The following is a 16,429-nucleotide window of genomic DNA, read 5'->3' as shown; positions in this document are numbered from 1 at the left end:
ACAGTAATGCAACAGTGTAACGTACTGCCTTGCGTCTCGACGGTCAGTGGGCGGATTTAAACAAAATGGAACAATTTGCTCAGCCCAGCTCGACCCGATTACGGCCTGCATTTTTAGCGCGATAAAGCGCCTGATCGGCTCTTTTCAGCACCAGATCGCTGTGTTCTCCAGCACGAAATGTTGCCAGCCCCATGGAAATGGTGATCGTCACTCGCTCGCCCTTGAAGTGGAAAGGGCAGGCTTCGATCGCTGCGCGCAACGTTTCCAGAAGCTTGGCGCCGACCGCAGGCGGGGTGGCCGGCAGCAGCAAGACGAACTCCTCACCACCGAATCGGGCAATGAAATCAGATCCGCGCAGGCGTTTGCGCAGCACCGTGGCAATAATCTTCAGCACCTTGTCGCCGGCCAGATGGCCGTAGTTGTCATTGATCCGTTTGAAGTGATCAAGGTCGAGCATGGCCAGGCTCAGGGTGTTGCCGTGCTGCTGCCACTGCTTGATTTCATGCTCGAGGCGCTCGCTCCACGCAGCGCGATTGGGCAAGCCGGTGAGTGGGTCGATCAAGGCTTTCTGGCGCTGTTCTTCGAGGTGCTCACGGAATCCCTGGGCTTCCTGCTCCATATGCGCCACGCGCTCGGACAGACCTTTGAGCCGCGCAGCCACTTCCTGCTCGCGGGCGTCGCGCTGCTTCTGGTGCTGATCCATGGTGCCGATCAAGCCTTCGAGATGGTTCTCCAACACTTGCTTGAGGTCATCCAGATCGGCGGCTTCCTGAACGCTGGTCTGCAAGCCGTCGACTTGCTCGCGGATCTGCGTATCCATGGCCCGCGCCGCTGAGCTGTTGTCGGCATGGCCTTCACTGGCAGCTTGCAGATTGCTCTGGAACGCTTCGAGGCGTTCGTTGAGTTGCTGCAGGTAGGCTTCGAATTCGTGCTGGCCGCTGTCGGTGATCGCCAGCATCAACGTCGCGAGATCGTCGAGGATCGGTATCAGTTCGTACCAGTTCAAGCCATGTTTCAGCCTTTCACGCATGGCTTCGGCTTGCGGGCGGTGGCGCTCCGGCAGGGTCAGGTCGTCGAGGAGGCCGATCAGGGTGTCTTCGATGTGCTTGGCCACGGAGCTGTAAGACGGCTCCGGGGTATCAGGCAGGGCGAACAGGATGTCGTGTTCGGATTGCTCCGGATCAATGGCGGCCAACGCCTGCGCGATGGGTTCGGGCAGCGGCAGGCTGTCGAGGATCAGTGGCGATGGATCACCGGGGTGAATCAGCTCATCAGGATTGATGGCGGCAGGCGTGATTGGAGTCTGAGCGGCAGCCTGGGTGAAAACAGGCTCGGGTTCAAAGCGCTCTGCTTGAGGTTCGCTCGGGTCACTGCTGCCTTCGCTGCCGACCGAGGGTGGCACGAAGGTAACCACTTCTGCCGATTCCGGTTGATTCTGGGCGTCCGTCATTGTTGTTTCGACAGGCGCAATTGCTTCGATGGCAGCAGTTGCCATCACAGGTTCAATCGATGCGACAGGGGCGGGCTGTGCGGTTTCTGGTGCGGGTGACGGTGCGGCAAGCGGTTGCAGCGGCGGCGCGGCTTGAAGCGGCGCGGGTGATTCTGTCGCTGGGGCTTCTTCGCTGTCGCGGCTTCCGAACAAACGCTGCAGCAGACCTGGTCGCCCCGGCTCTGGCGGGGTGTCCAACTGACTCAGTGCCTTGCCCTGCAGGCCGCTGAGTTCACTCAGCAGCAATGGCATTTCCCGCGCCGAACCGACGCGGCTATCCAGTTGTTTGGCGAACTTCTTCAAGGGCTGAGCGACTTCACGCGGCAGCGGCAACGCCTGCAACTGGGTGACCAGCGATGTCAGGGCGGTGCTGACCTGATCGATACGGGTTTCGCGGCGCTGCTCGGAATCGAGCACGGCTTTTTCCAGGCGCGGCAGGAGGGCGGCGAGGCCGGCGTCCATGTCGTCAGTGCGCACCACGTCGCGCATCTCTTTCATGCACTGATCAACGACTTTATCGGTACCTTCGGCCGCCAGCGTGCTGCGCACCAGGCCGCGACGCAGCAAGTCGAGCCTCGCGGCCCAACGGCGTTCGAGTTTGTCCTGTTGTTCGATGCTTTTGAGGTACTTTTCTTTCCAGCGCTGGGCGTCGTCGCTCATTCAGGGGTTCCGCGAGGGGCAGGACTCAACGCGGGCAATGCATCAGCCGTGAGCGAACCCGGCAGACGAATCTCTACCGCGACCGGCAGGTGATCGGAAATCGGTTGTGCCAGCACTTCGACCTTTTCCAGGGTCAGGGTCGGGCTGAGCAAAATATGATCAAGGCAACGCTGAGGACGCCAGCTGGGGAATGTCGCTTCCACCTGCGGGGCCAGCAGGCCGAGATCGCGTAACGGAGAATGTTGTAGCAGATCGCTGGCATGGGTGTTCATGTCACCCATCAACACCTGGTGTTTGTAGCCACCGATCAGCTCACGAATATAGGCCAGTTGCAGGCTGCGCGTTCGCGCGCCAAGAGCCAGGTGCATCATCACTACCACCAGCGCTTCCGGGCCTTCGCCGAAACGCAGCAGAATCGCCCCGCGACCTTTCGGGCCGGGCAGCGGGTGATCTTCAATCGCCGACGGTTTCAGACGACTGAGCACGCCATTGCTGTGCTGAGCGAGTCGGCCGAGGTTGCGATTGAGCTGTTGATACCAGTAGGGGAAAGCGCCGAGTTGGGCCAGGTGTTCGACCTGATTGACGTAGCCCGAACGCAGGCTGCCGCCATCGGCTTCCTGCAGGGCGACCAGATCGAAGTCGCCCAGCAGGTCGCCGATCTTTTGCAGATTGCCTGAGCGGCCGTTGTGCGGCAGCAGGTGCTGCCAGCTACGGGTCAGGTAATGCCGATAGCGCTCGGTGCTGATGCCCACCTGGATATTGAAACTGAGCAGGCGCAGACGCTGGTCTGCGGGCAGGCCCGTTGACTCCAGGTGATGCTCATTGACCTGCGGATCATGCAGGCCAACGATGCGTTCGGACTTCCAGCGGCGCATGGCGGTTGCCGCGCTTAGTTGGCAGCAGCCTTGGTTGCCGCTCGCTCTTTGGCGACCAGTTGGTCAGCCAGTTTCAGCGCTTGCTCGGCACCACCGGCAGAGCCGATGTCGAAACGGTACTTGCCGTTGACGATCATGGTAGGTACGCCAGTGATCTCATACTTCTTGGCCAGTTCGCGAGCTTTGACGATCTGACCCTTGATAGCGAACGAGTTGAAGGTGGCCAGGAACTTGTCCTTGTCGACACCCTGGGTCGCAAGGAAGTCAGCCATATCCTGTGGATCGGTCAGCTTCTTGTGTTCTTTCTGAATTGCGTTGAATACCGCAGCGTGAACCTTGTGCTCGACACCCATGGCTTCCAGGGTCAGGAACATCTGGCCGTGAGCGTCCCATGGGCCGCCGAACATGGCAGGAATACGCACGAAGTTGACGTCGGACGGCAGTTTCTCAACCCAAGGGTTGATCACGGGCTCAAAGGCGTAGCAATGCGGGCAGCCGTACCAGAACAGCTCGACCACTTCGATCTTGCCAGGCTCTGCAACCGGTACCGGGTTGGCCAGTTCCACGTAAGGGGCGGCTGGGGCTTCGGCGGCTTGAGCGGTCACGCCGAACAGGCTGGCAGCGACGAGAGCGGCGCTGATGATCAGATTACGCATGCTTTACTCCTGGACAATTTGGGTCGCCTCGCGCGACCTGTTTTCAGACAGATCCTGGCGGGCATGAGTTCTGTAGTGTAACGGCAGCGGCCACAAAAAAGGGCGGCCAAAGCCACCCTTTTTATACTTGCTGCGACGGATTAATCGAGCGTTAACGTTGCAGGAGATGTCCATCGCCTGCAGCGCTCGATCCGTAGGCCTTAGTGCAGACCTTGAATGTAGCTGGAGACCGCAGCGATGTCTTCGTCGCTCAGGCGTTTGGCGATGGTCTGCATGGTCATGGTGTCGCCGTCGTTGGTGCGGCCGCCTTCTTCCTTGCGGAAGTCGGTGAGCTGCTTGGTGATGTATTGAGCGTGTTGGCCACCCAGATGCGGGAAGCCGGCAGCGGCGTTGCCGGCGCCGTTCGGCGAGTGGCAGCCGGTGCAGGCTGGCAGGCCCTTGGCCAGGTTGCCGCCACGGAACAGCGCTTCACCGCGCGCGACGATCTTCGGATCGGCGGCGCCGACGCTGCCTTTCTGGCTGGCGAAGTAGGCGGCGATGTCCGCCAGGTCCTGATCACTCAGATTGGTCAGCAGGCCGGTCATTTCCAGAACGGTGCGCTTGCCCGACTTGATGTCGTGCAGCTGCTTGGTCAGGTAGCGTTCACCTTGACCGGCCAGTTTCGGAAAGTTTGGCGCCATGCTGTTACCGTCCGGGCCATGGCAGGCTCCACATACAGCGGCTTTTGCCTGGCCCGCTGCGGCATCACCGGCAGCATGGGCGAAGCCTGAAATTCCCACGGTCAACAGCAGACTCACGATCAATTTGTTCATCAGCTAATCCAACTACGGCTAAGGGTTAAGTTATGGACCGGGTTTACTCGCTCATCCACAGGATGATGGCTTGGTAATCCTCGGCACTGCAGTCCATGCACAAACCACGCGGCGGCATCGCCTTGAAACCCTGGGTCACGTGTTGCACCAGCGTCCCCATACCTTTCGCCAACCTCGGCGTCCAAGCTTCCTGATCGCCTCTTTTGGGCGCCATGGGTAGTTGGCCGGAATGACAGGCACCACAAACACGGTTGTACACAGCTTCCGGATCCTGTGTAGCCTGTGCGCTGTAAAGCGGCATCAAGACTCCGGCAGCCAGCAGCCATTTCGTCATAAAACGACCTTTTCAGGGTTGAGAGCGTTCTGCGTTCTAATGCGCAATCAAGGTCTGTCGCTCTCGTGAACTTCATCCTACGCTGGGACAAAGCACACACAAAATCTGCGGCATTATATACTGGCGTCACTGAAACGGAAGCGACACCGCGTTCCGCGCCCAATCCCGGCGCCGCCCACATCGGAAATCCCATGCAACTCAAGAATCCCATCCTCGGCCTGTGCCAACAGTCCACGTTCATGCTCAGTGCCGCCAAAGTCGATCAATGCCCTGACGACGAAGGCTTCGAAGTGGCGTTCGCCGGTCGTTCCAACGCCGGCAAATCCAGCGCACTGAACACCCTGACTCACGCCAGCCTGGCGCGCACCTCGAAAACTCCGGGTCGCACACAGCTGTTGAACTTCTTCAAGCTAGACGAAGATCGCCGTCTGGTCGACCTGCCGGGCTACGGTTACGCAAAAGTACCGATCCCGCTGAAGATGCACTGGCAGCGTCACCTTGAGGCTTACCTCGGTGGCCGCGAGAGTTTGAAGGGTTTGATTCTGATGATGGATATCCGTCATCCAATGACCGACTTCGACCTGCTGATGCTCGACTGGGCCGTTGCCGCCGGCATGCCGATGCACATCCTGCTGACCAAGGCCGACAAGCTGACCTACGGCGCAGCCAAGAACACCCTGCTCAAAGTGCAGTCGGAAATTCGCAAGGGTTGGGGCGATCTGGTCACCATCCAGCTTTTCTCCGCGCCAAAACGCATGGGCCTGGAAGAGGCCTACACTGTACTGGCCGGCTGGATGGAACTGGCAGACAAAGGCGCCGAGGCGGCTGAGTAAAACAGGGATTAGAAAACTGGCTGTGGTGCGCTCAGGCAAGGCGAAAGCACACTGAAAAGCGGCCGGGGTCGCGCTCGACTTTAGGGTACCTAAATGAGCATTTTTAGCTGTGCTTTCAACGCAGTCTGAGCGTGCCACAGCCAATTTTCGGGCAAAAAAAGCCCCGGACTTCATTGGGGAGGGAGAAGTTCCGGGGTTTAAGTTCCGAACCGCTAGGGCGGGGTTCAGATATCTGCCAACACTTAACACAACATAGGAGCATCGAAGGGCTTCACCAGCCATTCAGTAACTCTGAGTAGTGACCTTCCAGATTAGTTCAGATTTTTTTCAAAAAGCTTTGGAATAATCCCAAGCGCTTTTTGAAATAAGCAGGTTTTACTGGCATTGCCGCGACAACAGGTCGCGGCAAACCGTGTTCAAAAGGCTCAGTGAGCCTCATCCCAATTGTTGCCCACACCCACTTCGACCAGCAGCGGTACATCCAGTTTCGCCGCTTCGCTCATGTGTACGCGGATCTCGGCACTGACTTGTTCGACCAGATCCTCGCGAACCTCCAGTACCAGTTCATCGTGCACCTGCAGAATGACTCTGGCGTCCAGCCCGGACGTCGCCAGCCAGTTATCCACTGCCACCATGGCTTTCTTGATGATGTCGGCGGCCGTGCCCTGCATCGGCGCGTTGATCGCCGTGCGCTCGGCGGCAGCGCGTTCCTGCGGCTTGTTCGAGTTGATTTCCGGCAGATACAGGCGACGACCGAAGAAGGTTTCGACATAACCCTGATCCGCCGCCTGCGCGCGGGTGCGCTCCATGTACTCGCGAACCCCCGGATAACGGGCGAAGTAGGTGTCGATGTAAGCCTTGGCAGTCTTGGTGTCGACGCCGATGTCCTTGCCGAGCTTCTGTGCGCCCATGCCGTAGATCAGACCGAAGTTGATCGCCTTGGCGCCACGGCGCTGGTCGGAGGTCACCTCGTTGAGTTCGACCTTGAACACTTCGGCAGCGGTGGCGGTGTGCACGTCCAGGTTGTTGCGGAAGGCATTCATCAGGCCTTCGTCCTTGGACAGGTGCGCCATGATTCGCAGCTCGATCTGCGAATAGTCTGCCGCCAGCAGTTTGTAGCCTTTCGGCGCGACGAACGCCTGACGAATGCGTCGACCTTCAGCCGTACGCACCGGAATGTTCTGCAGGTTCGGATCGCTGGAGGACAAGCGCCCGGTCGACGCCACAGCCTGATGATATGAGGTGTGAATACGGCCGGTGCGCGGGTTGATCTGCTCCGGCAAGCGATCGGTGTAAGTGCTTTTCAGCTTGCTCATCGAGCGGTGCTCCATCAGCACCTTCGGCAAGCGGTGATCGTCTTCAGCGAGCTTCGCCAACACTTCTTCAGCAGTGGACGGCTGACCCTTGGCGGTCTTCTTCAGCACCGGAAGACCAAGTTTCTCGTAGAGAATCACGCCCAGTTGTTTCGGCGAGCCAAGGTTGAATTCTTCCCCGGCGATTTCGAACGCTTCGCGCTCCAGCGCAACCATTTTGTTGCCCAGCTCGATGCTCTGGATGCCGAGCAGCTCAGCGTCAACGAACGCGCCTTGGCGTTCGATGCGCGCCAGCACCGGCACCAGCGGAATTTCGATGTCGGTCAGGACGCTGGCCAGACTCGGGATCGCGCTGAGTTTTTCGAACAACGTCTGGTGCAGACGCAAGGTGATGTCGGCGTCTTCGGCGGCGTAAGGGCCGGCCTGCTCCAGGGCGATCTGGTCGAAGGTCAGCTGCTTGGCGCCTTTGCCGGCGATGTCCTGGAAGCTTACGGTGGTGTGATCGAGGTACTTCTGCGCGAGGCTGTCCATGTCGTGGCGGGTCGCGGTGGAATTGAGCACGTAGGACTCAAGCATCGTGTCGAAGGCGATGCCGCGCACGGTGATGCCTTGGCTCTGATCACCACCGATGGCGCAGTTGGCCAGAATATTCATATCGAACTTGGCGTGCTGGCCGACCTTCAGCTTGCTCGGATCTTCCAGAATCGGCTTGAGTGCGCGCAGTACGGTGTCGCGATCCAGTTGCTCCGGCACGCCGATGTAGGAGTGGGTCAGCGGAATGTACGCGGCTTCGTTGGCCTGCACGGCGAACGACAGGCCGACCAGTTGCGCTTGTTGCGCGTCGATGCCGGTGGTTTCAGTATCGAAGGCGAACAGTTTGGCGTTCTTCAGTTTTTCCAGCCAGACGTCGAAACGCGCCTGATCGAGGATGGTTTCATACGCGGCTTCGGTCGGAGCAGCAGGCGCTTCTGCTGCTGGCGCGCTGAACAGATCGCCGGCCGGTGCAGGCTCGCTGGCCGCGCTCAGCTCCAGACGCTTGGCGTCGCGATCCAGATCGTTGATCCAGCTCTTGAATTCCAGCAGCGAGTACAGCTCGTAGAGCTTGGCCGGGTCTTCCGCGCCCATTTGCAGATCGTCGAGTTCGACGTCCAGCGGCACGTCGACCTTGATGGTCGCCAGTTGATAGGAGAGGAACGCCATCTCCTTGTGCTCTTCGAGCTTGGCCGGCAGGGTTTTCGCGCCGCGAATCGGCAGGCTCGGAACGATGTCGAGATTGGCGTACAGCTCGGTAAGGCCGCCGTTGACCCCGACCAGCAAGCCGGAAGCGGTCTTCGGGCCAATGCCCGGCACACCCGGAATGTTGTCGGACGAATCGCCCATCAGCGCCAGATAATCGATGATCTGCTCCGGTGCGACGCCGAATTTCTCCTTCACGCCTTCCACGTCCATCGAACTACCGGACATGGTGTTGACCAAGGTAATGTGGCCGTCGACCAATTGCGCCATGTCCTTGTCGCCGGTGGAGATGATCACCGGACGATCCGCCGCCGCGCTGCTGCGGGCAAGGGTGCCGATCACGTCGTCGGCCTCGACGCCTTCCACGCACAGCAGCGGGAAACCGAGGGCGATCACGCTCTGGTGCAGCGGCTCGATCTGCACGCGCATATCATCGGGCATGCTTGGGCGGTTGGCTTTGTATTCGGCGTACATCTCATCGCGAAATGTCCCACCCTTGGCGTCGAACACCACGGCGAACGGGCTGTCCGGGTACTGCTTGCGCAGACTCTTGAGCATGTTCAACACGCCTTTGACCGCACCGGTCGGCAGGCCTTTGGAGGTGGTCAGTGGTGGCAGCGCGTGAAACGCGCGATACAGGTAAGACGAACCGTCCACCAGGACGAGGGGGGCTTGGCTCATGAGCAGGATCAACCTTTTCGGCGGGTCCGGCGCTAGAATAGCGGGACCGTTGACGACAAAGGGACAAGGTTATCATGCGTACGTTAAATCGCTTGCTGCTGGTCGGTCTGATTGCTGCCTCACCGTTGGCCGCGATGGCGGCGGATGATGCGCCCGCTTCGGAGCCGGAAGTTACGATCAACACGCACACTGAAGGTGACAAGGTCATCCAGGAATACAGTCGCAGTGGCTTCGTCTATGCGATCAAGGTCACGCCAAAGGGTGGCAAACCTTATTTCCTGGTGCGCGCCGATGGCACGGACGCGAATTACATCCGCTCCGACCAGCCGGATATGCTGATTCCGTCGTGGGAAATCTTTACCTGGAAGTAAGATTCCCGACTTTTAATCGGCGTCGCCTGACCGCGACGCCTGAACTGAGCAGTTTTTAACCATGTCTGTGTTCACTCCCCTGGCTCGGCCCGAGCTGGAAACCTTTCTCGCCCCTTACGGGCTTGGCCGTCTGCTTGATTTCCAGGGGATCGCCGCCGGCAGCGAAAACACCAACTTCTTTATCAGCCTGGAGCAGGGCGAGTTTGTCCTGACCCTGGTCGAACGCGGCCCGGTGCAGGAGATGCCGTTCTTCATCGACCTGCTCGACGTGCTCCACGAAGCCGACTTGCCAGTGCCGTACGCACTGCGCACCACCGACGGCGTGGCGCTGCGTGAGCTGAAAGGTAAACCGGCGCTGCTGCAACCGCGCCTGTCCGGCAAGCACATCAAGGTCGCCAATGCTCAGCATTGCGTGCAGGTTGGCGAGTTGCAGGCGCACCTGCACCTGGCGACCCAAGGCGAGCGCATGATCAAGCGCAAGACCGATCGGGGCCTGGACTGGATGCAGGAGGAGGGCAGCGAGTTGCTCTCGCACCTGAGCGATGAGCCGCGTGCCTTGCTGCAGAAGGCCCTGGATGAAATCACCGAGCGTAAAGACAAGATCCTCGCGCTGCCTCGGGCGAACATTCACGCCGACCTGTTTCGCGACAACGCGATGTTTGAAGGCACGCACCTGACCGGGCTGATCGATTTTTACAACGCCTGCTCGGGGCCGATGCTCTATGACGTGGCGATTGCCTTGAACGACTGGTGTTCGGACGAGGACGGTTTGGTCGATGGCCCGCGTGCTCGCGCATTCCTTGGCGCTTATGCAGCGTTGCGCCCGTTCACGGCGGCGGAGGCTGAGTTGTGGCCGACGATGTTGCGCGTGGCCTGTGTGCGGTTCTGGCTGTCGCGGTTGATCGCGGCGGAGCAGTTTGCCGGGCAGGACGTGTTGATTCACGATCCCAAGGAGTTTGAGCAGCGCTTGGCGCAGCGGCAGCAGGTGCACACACCGTTGCCTTTCGCCCTTTAAGATCAAAAGATCGTCCGAACGCGGCCCGAGCCTTCGGCAGCTCCTACATGGGATTGATGTACACCCTGTAGGAGCTGCCGAAGGCTGCGATCTTTTTCTATGGGGTTACAGAGATTCCAGGCATCCCGCCAAATCATTGCCCAACTTTTCCAACACCTGCTCATAGCCCTGAGCCGTCGCCGGGGTGTACCCGCCCAACGCATCCAGCTCAGCCAGTTTCACCGGCAGGCCAGCCACCAATGTTTCGGCCAAACGCGGACGCAACGGCGGTTCACTGAACACACAAGTCTTGCCTACTTCCTGCAAACGCTTGCGCATCGCCGCGACATGTTGCGCGCCCGGCTGCACTTCGGCAGCCACGCTGAACACACCGGCATGCTTCAGGCCGTAAGCCTCTTCAAAATAATCAAACGCCTCGTGGAAGACGAAGTAAGGCTTGCCTTCAACACTGGCCAGACGCTTTTTCAAACGCTGATCCAGTGCATCCAGACGCTCATCAAACGCCTTGGCATTGCTCTGATAACGCTCGGCGTTAGCCGGGTCGACGGCGCTGAGGTCGGCGGCCATCTTGTCGGCAATCACCCGCGCGTTCACCGGCGATAGCCACAAATGCGCATCCAGCGTGCCGGGACGATGATCGTGATCATGCTCGTCAGCCTCTTCGGCGTGGGAATGGCTGTCTTCAGCGAAACGGCGCAGATGCATCCCCGGCAAGTCCTGCACGGCGACGCTCGGCAGTGTCCGGCCATTCAGCACGCGCGGCAGGAAACCTTCCATGTCCGGGCCGATCCAGTAGAGCAGATCCACCGATTGCACCTTCCGTACGTCGGATGGTCGCAGCGCGTAATTGTGTGGCGAAGCACCCGGCGGCAGCAGCACTTCGGGAATCGCTACGCCGTCCTGCACGGCCGCTGCAATCAGCTGCAACGGTTTGATGCTGGTGAGGACTTTGACCTCGGCCTGAGCCGAACCGATCAGCAGAAAACTGGCGACAAAAGCCACAAAAACAGAAAAAAGTCGGGACACGATGACCACTCAAGGAGGCGAGAACGGGTAACATAATAACGTCTCTATCAAAACTCGTCGCCGCCCATGCCTATTACACCGATTGCCAGCCGTCCCCACGACCACTCTCATTGCGTGCACAGCGCTTTGTCCGAGGCCGATACCTTGTGCGCCCAGAAAGGCTTGCGCCTGACCGCGTTGCGCCGCCGGGTGCTGGAATTGGTGTGGCAAAGCCACAAGCCGCTGGGCGCCTACGACATTCTCGCCGTGCTCAGCGAGCAGGACGGCCGCCGCGCCGCGCCGCCGACCGTGTACCGCGCGCTGGATTTCCTTTTGGAAAACGGCCTCGTGCATCGTATTTCTTCGCTGAACGCCTTCGTTGGCTGCGTGCACCCGGAGCATGCGCATCAGGGCCAGTTCCTGATTTGCCGCGATTGCCACGCTGCCATTGAACTTGAGCAAAAAGTGATCAGCGACGCGATCATCAACAGCGCCAAGGACGTCGGTTTCATCGTCGAGGCGCAAACCGTCGAAGTCGTCGGTCTGTGCTCCGGTTGCCAGGGGGCTTGATGAGCAATGCGCTGATCCGTCTGGAGCAGGTCGCCGTCACGTTTGCCGGGCAGGCTGTGCTGGACAACATTGAGCTGAGCGTCGAGCCGGGGCAGATCGTCACCCTGATCGGCCCCAATGGCGCCGGCAAGACCACGCTGGTGCGTGCTGTGCTGGGCCTGTTGAAGCCGGACAGCGGCAGCGTCTGGCGCAAGCCGAAGCTGCGCGTCGGTTATATGCCGCAAAAACTCCACGTCGATCCGACACTGCCACTTTCGGTGCTGCGCTTTCTGCGCCTGGTGCCGGGCGTTGACCGTCCGCGTGCGCTGGCCGCGTTGAAAGAAGTCGGCGCCGAACACGTTATCGACAGCCCGGTGCAAAGCGTTTCCGGCGGCGAAATGCAGCGCGTACTACTCGCTCGGGCGCTGCTGCGCGAACCGGAACTGCTGGTGCTTGATGAGCCGGTGCAAGGCGTCGATGTCGCTGGCCAGGCCGAGCTGTACAGCCTGATCACCCGTCTGCGCGATCGCCATGGCTGCGGCGTGTTGATGGTGTCCCACGATCTGCATCTGGTGATGAGCACCACCGACCAGGTGGTCTGCCTCAACCGTCACGTCTGCTGCTCCGGGCATCCCGAGCAGGTCAGCGGCGATCCTGCGTTCGTCGAGCTGTTCGGCAAGAATGCGCAGAGCCTGGCGGTCTACCACCACCATCACGACCATGCTCACGACCTGCACGGTTCGGTGGTCAAAGGGCCGGTTATTGGCCAACCTCACGTTCACGGAGACAACTGCAAGCATGGCTGATTTTCTGTTGTATGCCCTGCTTGCAGGTCTGGCGTTGGCGATCGTTGCAGGTCCGTTGGGTTCGTTTGTGGTCTGGCGCCGCATGGCGTATTTCGGCGACACCTTGTCCCACGCGGCGCTGCTCGGCGTGGCGTTGGGCTTTCTGCTGGATGTCAGCCCGACGGTCGCAGTGACGGTCGGATGCCTGCTGCTGGCGGTGCTGCTGGTCACGCTGCAACAGCGTCAACCGCTGGCGTCTGACACGCTTTTGGGAATTCTCGCACCGAGCACGCTCTCTCTCGGCCTGGTGGTACTAAGCTTCATGCATGAAGTGCGGATTGACCTGATGGCCTATCTGTTCGGCGACCTGCTGGCGATCAGCCCGACCGATCTGGCGTGGATCCTCGGCGGCAGCGCGGCGGTGCTGGTGTTGCTGGTGACGCTGTGGCGGCCATTGCTGGCGATCACCGTGCATGAAGAACTGGCCAAGGTCGAAGGCCTGCCGGTGGCGGGTCTGCGCATGGCGCTGATGCTGTTGATTGCGGTGGTGATTGCGGTGGCGATGAAAATCGTCGGTGTGTTGCTGATTACTTCACTGCTGATCATTCCGGCGGCTGCGGCACAACGTCACGCCCGTTCGCCGGAGCAGATGGCACTGGGCGCGAGCCTGCTGGGCATGCTCGCGGTGTGTGGCGGGCTGGCGCTGTCGTGGTTCAAGGACACCCCGGCCGGGCCGTCAATCGTTGTGACGGCGGCCGCACTGTTTCTGTTGAGTTTTGTTCTGCCCCGTCGTGGGGTGTAGACTTGGCCGCTTTTTGCGCAAATAGAGAGTCGCAGGAATGAAGCCGTTCGCCTCCCGTTATCTGCTCCTTGTCGCATTTTCAGTGCTGCTCGGCGCCTGCCAAAGCACGCCGCCGGTGGCCGAAGTCCCCGATGCGCGGGCTACGGCCATCGCACAGCTGGAGCAAAGCCTGGCCAGCAGCGAACTGGCCACTGCCGAAGATCAATTGGCTGCTTTGCAGAAAGAAACCCCCAACGATCAATCCCTTGAGCAATACCAGCGGCAGCTTGCCGAAGCGTATCTGCGTCGCAGCCAGATCGTGCTGCAGAAGGGTGATGTGAATGCGGCCGCCACAGCGTTGAGCCGTGCCCGCGCGCTGATGCCGAAAGCCCCGGCGCTGACCGGTGGCGTCAATGGCGCCATTACCGAGGCGCGCAAGGCTGAACTGGAAAAGGCTGAAGCGGCGCTGTTGGCAGCCGAAGCCAAGCCGAAAGCCAAAGTGATCGATCCGACTGCCGAGAGCACCACGGTTGCGTTGAATATCACCGATAGCCACAAACTTCGTCGCCAACTCGATGCGATCGCCGCTGATGTGGTGAATTATGAGTGTGGGGTGACGATTCAGGCGCCACGGACCGATGATTATCCTTGGTTGGCGACGTTGCTGACCAAGCGGGTCAAGAAGCTCGATCCGGATTTTGATCTGAAGATTGAGAAGCAGACCGTGCGCACGGTGCCGGCGCAGATGGTTTTGAGTCCGCGTAAACCGTAAAAAGATCGCTGCCTGCGGCAGCTCCTACATGGAATTGAGGTACACCCTGTAGGAGCTGCCGAAGGCTGCGATCTTTTGCTTTTTAAGCTGGAATCGCTTTCGCCTTAGGCTCACGATTCCAAACCCGATGCTGCCCGATCGCCGCGAAGAACGGCTTGGTCAACGCCGGTACATCCTTGCCTTGCAACAACCCGGCATCCGCCTCCAGCTTCAGCAGATCCTGCAATTGCTTGGCCTCTCCATGCAACGCAATCGCCTTCAAATGCTTGTAGGCCTCCAGCACGTAGTGCAATGCCACACCGTCGCCGCTCAATGCCTTGACCGACGCCGCGCCACCCGGCACGAACACCGCATCGAAGATTACTGATGGCATTCCTTCCATCGAAGCATCCACAGGCAACATTTTTCCGTCCGCAGTTTTCACCGGCGCCGAAGTCGGGCCGAGCAATTTCGCGTGCGCACCTTCAGCCGCCAATGCCTTCTTCATCGCATCAATCGCTGCACCATCAACGCCGTTCGCAGCAAGAATTGCGACTTTTCGGGTTTTGATGTTCTCTGGCAGCAAATTAGCCTGGCTCAATGACGGCGAGTGATCGAACGACACCTTGCGCACATCCACCGTACCTTTGCTCGGTGCCGGCAGACCCAGGTTGGCCGCCACACGCTTGGCCAGTTCCAGATCGATGTTGGCCAGAATCTCGTTCACTTCTCGCGCACGGATGAACTCGCGCTCAACCTTGCCCAGCTCGAAGCTGTAAGCGGCAATGATGTGCTCCTTCTCGTGATCGCTCATGCTGTTGAAGAACAACGTTGCCTGAGAGAAGTGATCGCTGAACGACTCGCTGCGCTGGCGGATCTTGTTCGCGTCGATGCGCTCTGGATAACTTTCGAACCCACCGTCCTGCGCGGCCGGCGGCGTTTCTTTCGGCCAGCCACCATCAATCGAGTTTGGCTCATAAGAGGCGCGGCCCTTGTCGATCACCGTGCGGTGTTGCGCATCGCGCTGGCCATTGTGGAACGGCGCGACCGGGCGGTTGATCGGCAGCTCGTGAAAGTTCGGCCCGCCGAGTCGGCTGATTTGCGTATCGGTGTAGGAAAACAGCCGACCTTGCAGCAACGGGTCATTGGAGAAGTCGATGCCCGGCACGATGTGGCCAGGGCAGAACGCGACCTGCTCGGTCTCGGCGAAGAAGTTGTCCGGGTTGCGGTTCAGGGTCATTTTGCCCAGCGGCGTGATCGGCACGATTTCTTCGGGGATCAGCTTGGTCGGGTCGAGGATGTCAAAATCGAAGTCGTGCTCGTTTTCCTCCTCGATGATCTGCACGCCGAGTTCCCATTCAGGGTAGTCGCCCATCTCGATCGCTTCCCAGAGGTCGCGGCGATGGTAGTCGGTGTCTTTGCCGGCGAGCTTTTGCGCCTCGTCCCACACCAGTGAGCAAGTGCCGGCAGTAGGGCGCCAGTGGAATTTGACGAAGCGCGATTTGCCCTCGGCGTTGATCAGCCGGAAGGTGTGCACGCCGAAGCCTTGCATGCTGCGCAGGCTTTTCGGGATCGCCCGGTCGGACATCGCCCAGATGACCATGTGCGCCGATTCCGGCACCAGCGAGACGAAGTCCCAGAAGGTATCGTGGGCAGAGCCACCGGTAGGGATTTCATTGTGCGGCTCAGGTTTCACCGCGTGGACGAAGTCGGGAAACTTGATCGCGTCCTGAATGAAGAAGACCGGCATGTTGTTGCCGACCAGGTCGAAGTTGCCTTCATCGGTGAAGAACTTCACCGCGAAGCCACGCACGTCGCGTACGGTATCGCCGGAACCGCGCGGGCCCTGCACGGTGGAAAAGCGTACGAACACTGGGGTCTTTTTCCCCGGATCCTGTAGGAAACCGGCCTTGGTCAGCGTCGAATGGTTCTCGTAAGCCTGAAAGAAACCATGGGCGCCAGTGCCGCGCGCGTGGACGATGCGCTCCGGGATGCGTTCGTGGTCAAAGTGCGTGATTTTTTCACGCATGATGAAGTCTTCAAGCAGCGACGGCCCGCGCGGGCCGGCCTTGAGGGTGTTCTGGTTGTCAGCAATCTTGACGCCCTGGTTGGTGCGCAGTGCCTGGCCGGTGGCGTCGGAGCGAAACTTCTCCAGGCTGTCGAGTTTGGCGTTGGTGTTGGCGCGATCCGGGGCATCGGTTCCGGCCATCTGGCTTTTATCGGTCGTAGGCTTCTTGCTCATCAGTCGTAAACTCCTCGGTTGACCCCGATGCTCGCCGGGGA

Annotated in this window: 15 protein-coding genes; 7 read left to right on the top strand and 8 right to left on the bottom strand. The window is 60.0% G+C overall.

All coding sequences use genetic code 11. From position 1 onward, the window contains the following. Nucleotides 1–79: 79 nt before the first annotated feature. From CKW38_RS14635 to CKW38_RS14615, 5 genes are all read right to left on the bottom strand, one after another. Nucleotides 80–2,149: a GGDEF domain-containing protein gene (locus CKW38_RS14635; protein WP_095113108.1), complete on the bottom strand. Its 2,070-nt coding sequence runs from the start codon at nt 2,147–2,149 to the stop codon at nt 80–82. Then, entirely contained in the window at nt 2,146–3,024 is an 879-nt protein-coding gene (locus CKW38_RS14630) for an endonuclease/exonuclease/phosphatase family protein (RefSeq protein WP_007911779.1), read from the bottom strand. Before CKW38_RS14630 ends, CKW38_RS14635 begins: the two co-directional genes overlap by 4 nt. A gap of 14 nt (nt 3,025–3,038) precedes the next feature. Then, entirely contained in the window at nt 3,039–3,680 is a 642-nt protein-coding gene (locus CKW38_RS14625; RefSeq protein ID WP_007911777.1) for a thiol:disulfide interchange protein DsbA/DsbL, read from the bottom strand. A gap of 200 nt (nt 3,681–3,880) precedes the next feature. After that, nucleotides 3,881–4,492, bottom strand: a complete 612-nt coding sequence (locus CKW38_RS14620; protein ID WP_095113107.1) for a cytochrome c — start codon at nt 4,490–4,492, stop codon at nt 3,881–3,883. A 43-nt stretch (nt 4,493–4,535) separates the two neighbouring features. Continuing rightward, nucleotides 4,536–4,826: a cytochrome c5 family protein gene (locus CKW38_RS14615; protein WP_038365005.1), complete on the bottom strand. Its 291-nt coding sequence runs from the start codon at nt 4,824–4,826 to the stop codon at nt 4,536–4,538. 191 nt (nt 4,827–5,017) lie between these two features. Between CKW38_RS14615 and yihA the strand changes: the two genes are divergently transcribed. After that, nucleotides 5,018–5,659 carry a ribosome biogenesis GTP-binding protein YihA/YsxC gene (yihA, locus tag CKW38_RS14610; protein ID WP_007911767.1) on the top strand — a complete coding sequence of 214 codons (642 nt, stop codon included), beginning with the start codon at nt 5,018–5,020 and terminating at the stop codon, nt 5,657–5,659. A 425-nt stretch (nt 5,660–6,084) separates the two neighbouring features. Here yihA and polA read toward each other — a convergent pair whose 3' ends face one another. After that, on the bottom strand, nt 6,085–8,889 hold the full coding sequence (gene polA / locus CKW38_RS14605) for a DNA polymerase I (RefSeq protein WP_007911765.1): 2,805 nt from the start codon (nt 8,887–8,889) through the stop codon (nt 6,085–6,087). 74 nt (nt 8,890–8,963) lie between these two features. Between polA and CKW38_RS14600 the strand changes: the two genes are divergently transcribed. Continuing rightward, nucleotides 8,964–9,260, top strand: a complete 297-nt coding sequence (locus tag CKW38_RS14600) for a DUF2782 domain-containing protein (protein ID WP_008081231.1) — start codon at nt 8,964–8,966, stop codon at nt 9,258–9,260. A gap of 61 nt (nt 9,261–9,321) precedes the next feature. Then, the gene (locus tag CKW38_RS14595; RefSeq protein ID WP_095113106.1) at nt 9,322–10,275 is read left to right on the top strand and encodes a homoserine kinase; all 954 of its coding nucleotides are present in this window, start codon (nt 9,322–9,324) and stop codon (nt 10,273–10,275) included. 105 nt (nt 10,276–10,380) lie between these two features. Here CKW38_RS14595 and CKW38_RS14590 read toward each other — a convergent pair whose 3' ends face one another. Then, the gene (locus CKW38_RS14590) at nt 10,381–11,301 is read right to left on the bottom strand and encodes a zinc ABC transporter substrate-binding protein ZnuA (RefSeq protein WP_095113240.1); all 921 of its coding nucleotides are present in this window, start codon (nt 11,299–11,301) and stop codon (nt 10,381–10,383) included. A gap of 66 nt (nt 11,302–11,367) precedes the next feature. Here CKW38_RS14590 and CKW38_RS14585 point away from each other — a divergent pair, with 66 nt between their 5' ends. The 4 genes from CKW38_RS14585 to CKW38_RS14570 are packed head-to-tail and all read left to right on the top strand — an operon-like array spanning nt 11,368 to nt 14,167. Then, the gene (locus CKW38_RS14585; protein ID WP_007911760.1) at nt 11,368–11,850 is read left to right on the top strand and encodes a Fur family transcriptional regulator; all 483 of its coding nucleotides are present in this window, start codon (nt 11,368–11,370) and stop codon (nt 11,848–11,850) included. Further along, complete coding sequence (znuC, locus tag CKW38_RS14580; protein ID WP_007911759.1) at nt 11,850–12,635, top strand: zinc ABC transporter ATP-binding protein ZnuC; 786 nt, start codon at nt 11,850–11,852, stop codon at nt 12,633–12,635. The genes CKW38_RS14585 and znuC overlap by 1 nt, the downstream gene beginning before the upstream one ends. After that, nucleotides 12,628–13,416 (top strand): zinc ABC transporter permease subunit ZnuB, encoded by a 789-nt coding sequence (gene znuB, locus CKW38_RS14575; RefSeq protein WP_007911758.1) that lies wholly within the window; start codon nt 12,628–12,630, stop codon nt 13,414–13,416. The genes znuC and znuB overlap by 8 nt, the downstream gene beginning before the upstream one ends. A gap of 37 nt (nt 13,417–13,453) precedes the next feature. Continuing rightward, nucleotides 13,454–14,167 (top strand): PA5502 family lipoprotein, encoded by a 714-nt coding sequence (locus CKW38_RS14570; RefSeq protein ID WP_095113105.1) that lies wholly within the window; start codon nt 13,454–13,456, stop codon nt 14,165–14,167. 82 nt (nt 14,168–14,249) lie between these two features. Here the strand turns inward: CKW38_RS14570 and katE are convergent, their stop codons facing one another. After that, entirely contained in the window at nt 14,250–16,391 is a 2,142-nt protein-coding gene (gene katE / locus CKW38_RS14565; protein WP_095113239.1) for a catalase HPII, read from the bottom strand. Between the last annotated feature and the right edge of the window lie 38 nt (nt 16,392–16,429).

The organism is Pseudomonas sp. Irchel 3H7 (assembly GCF_900187605.1).
Lineage (GTDB): Bacteria > Pseudomonadota > Gammaproteobacteria > Pseudomonadales > Pseudomonadaceae > Aquipseudomonas.
This window is presented reverse-complemented; position numbering and strand designations above follow the sequence as displayed.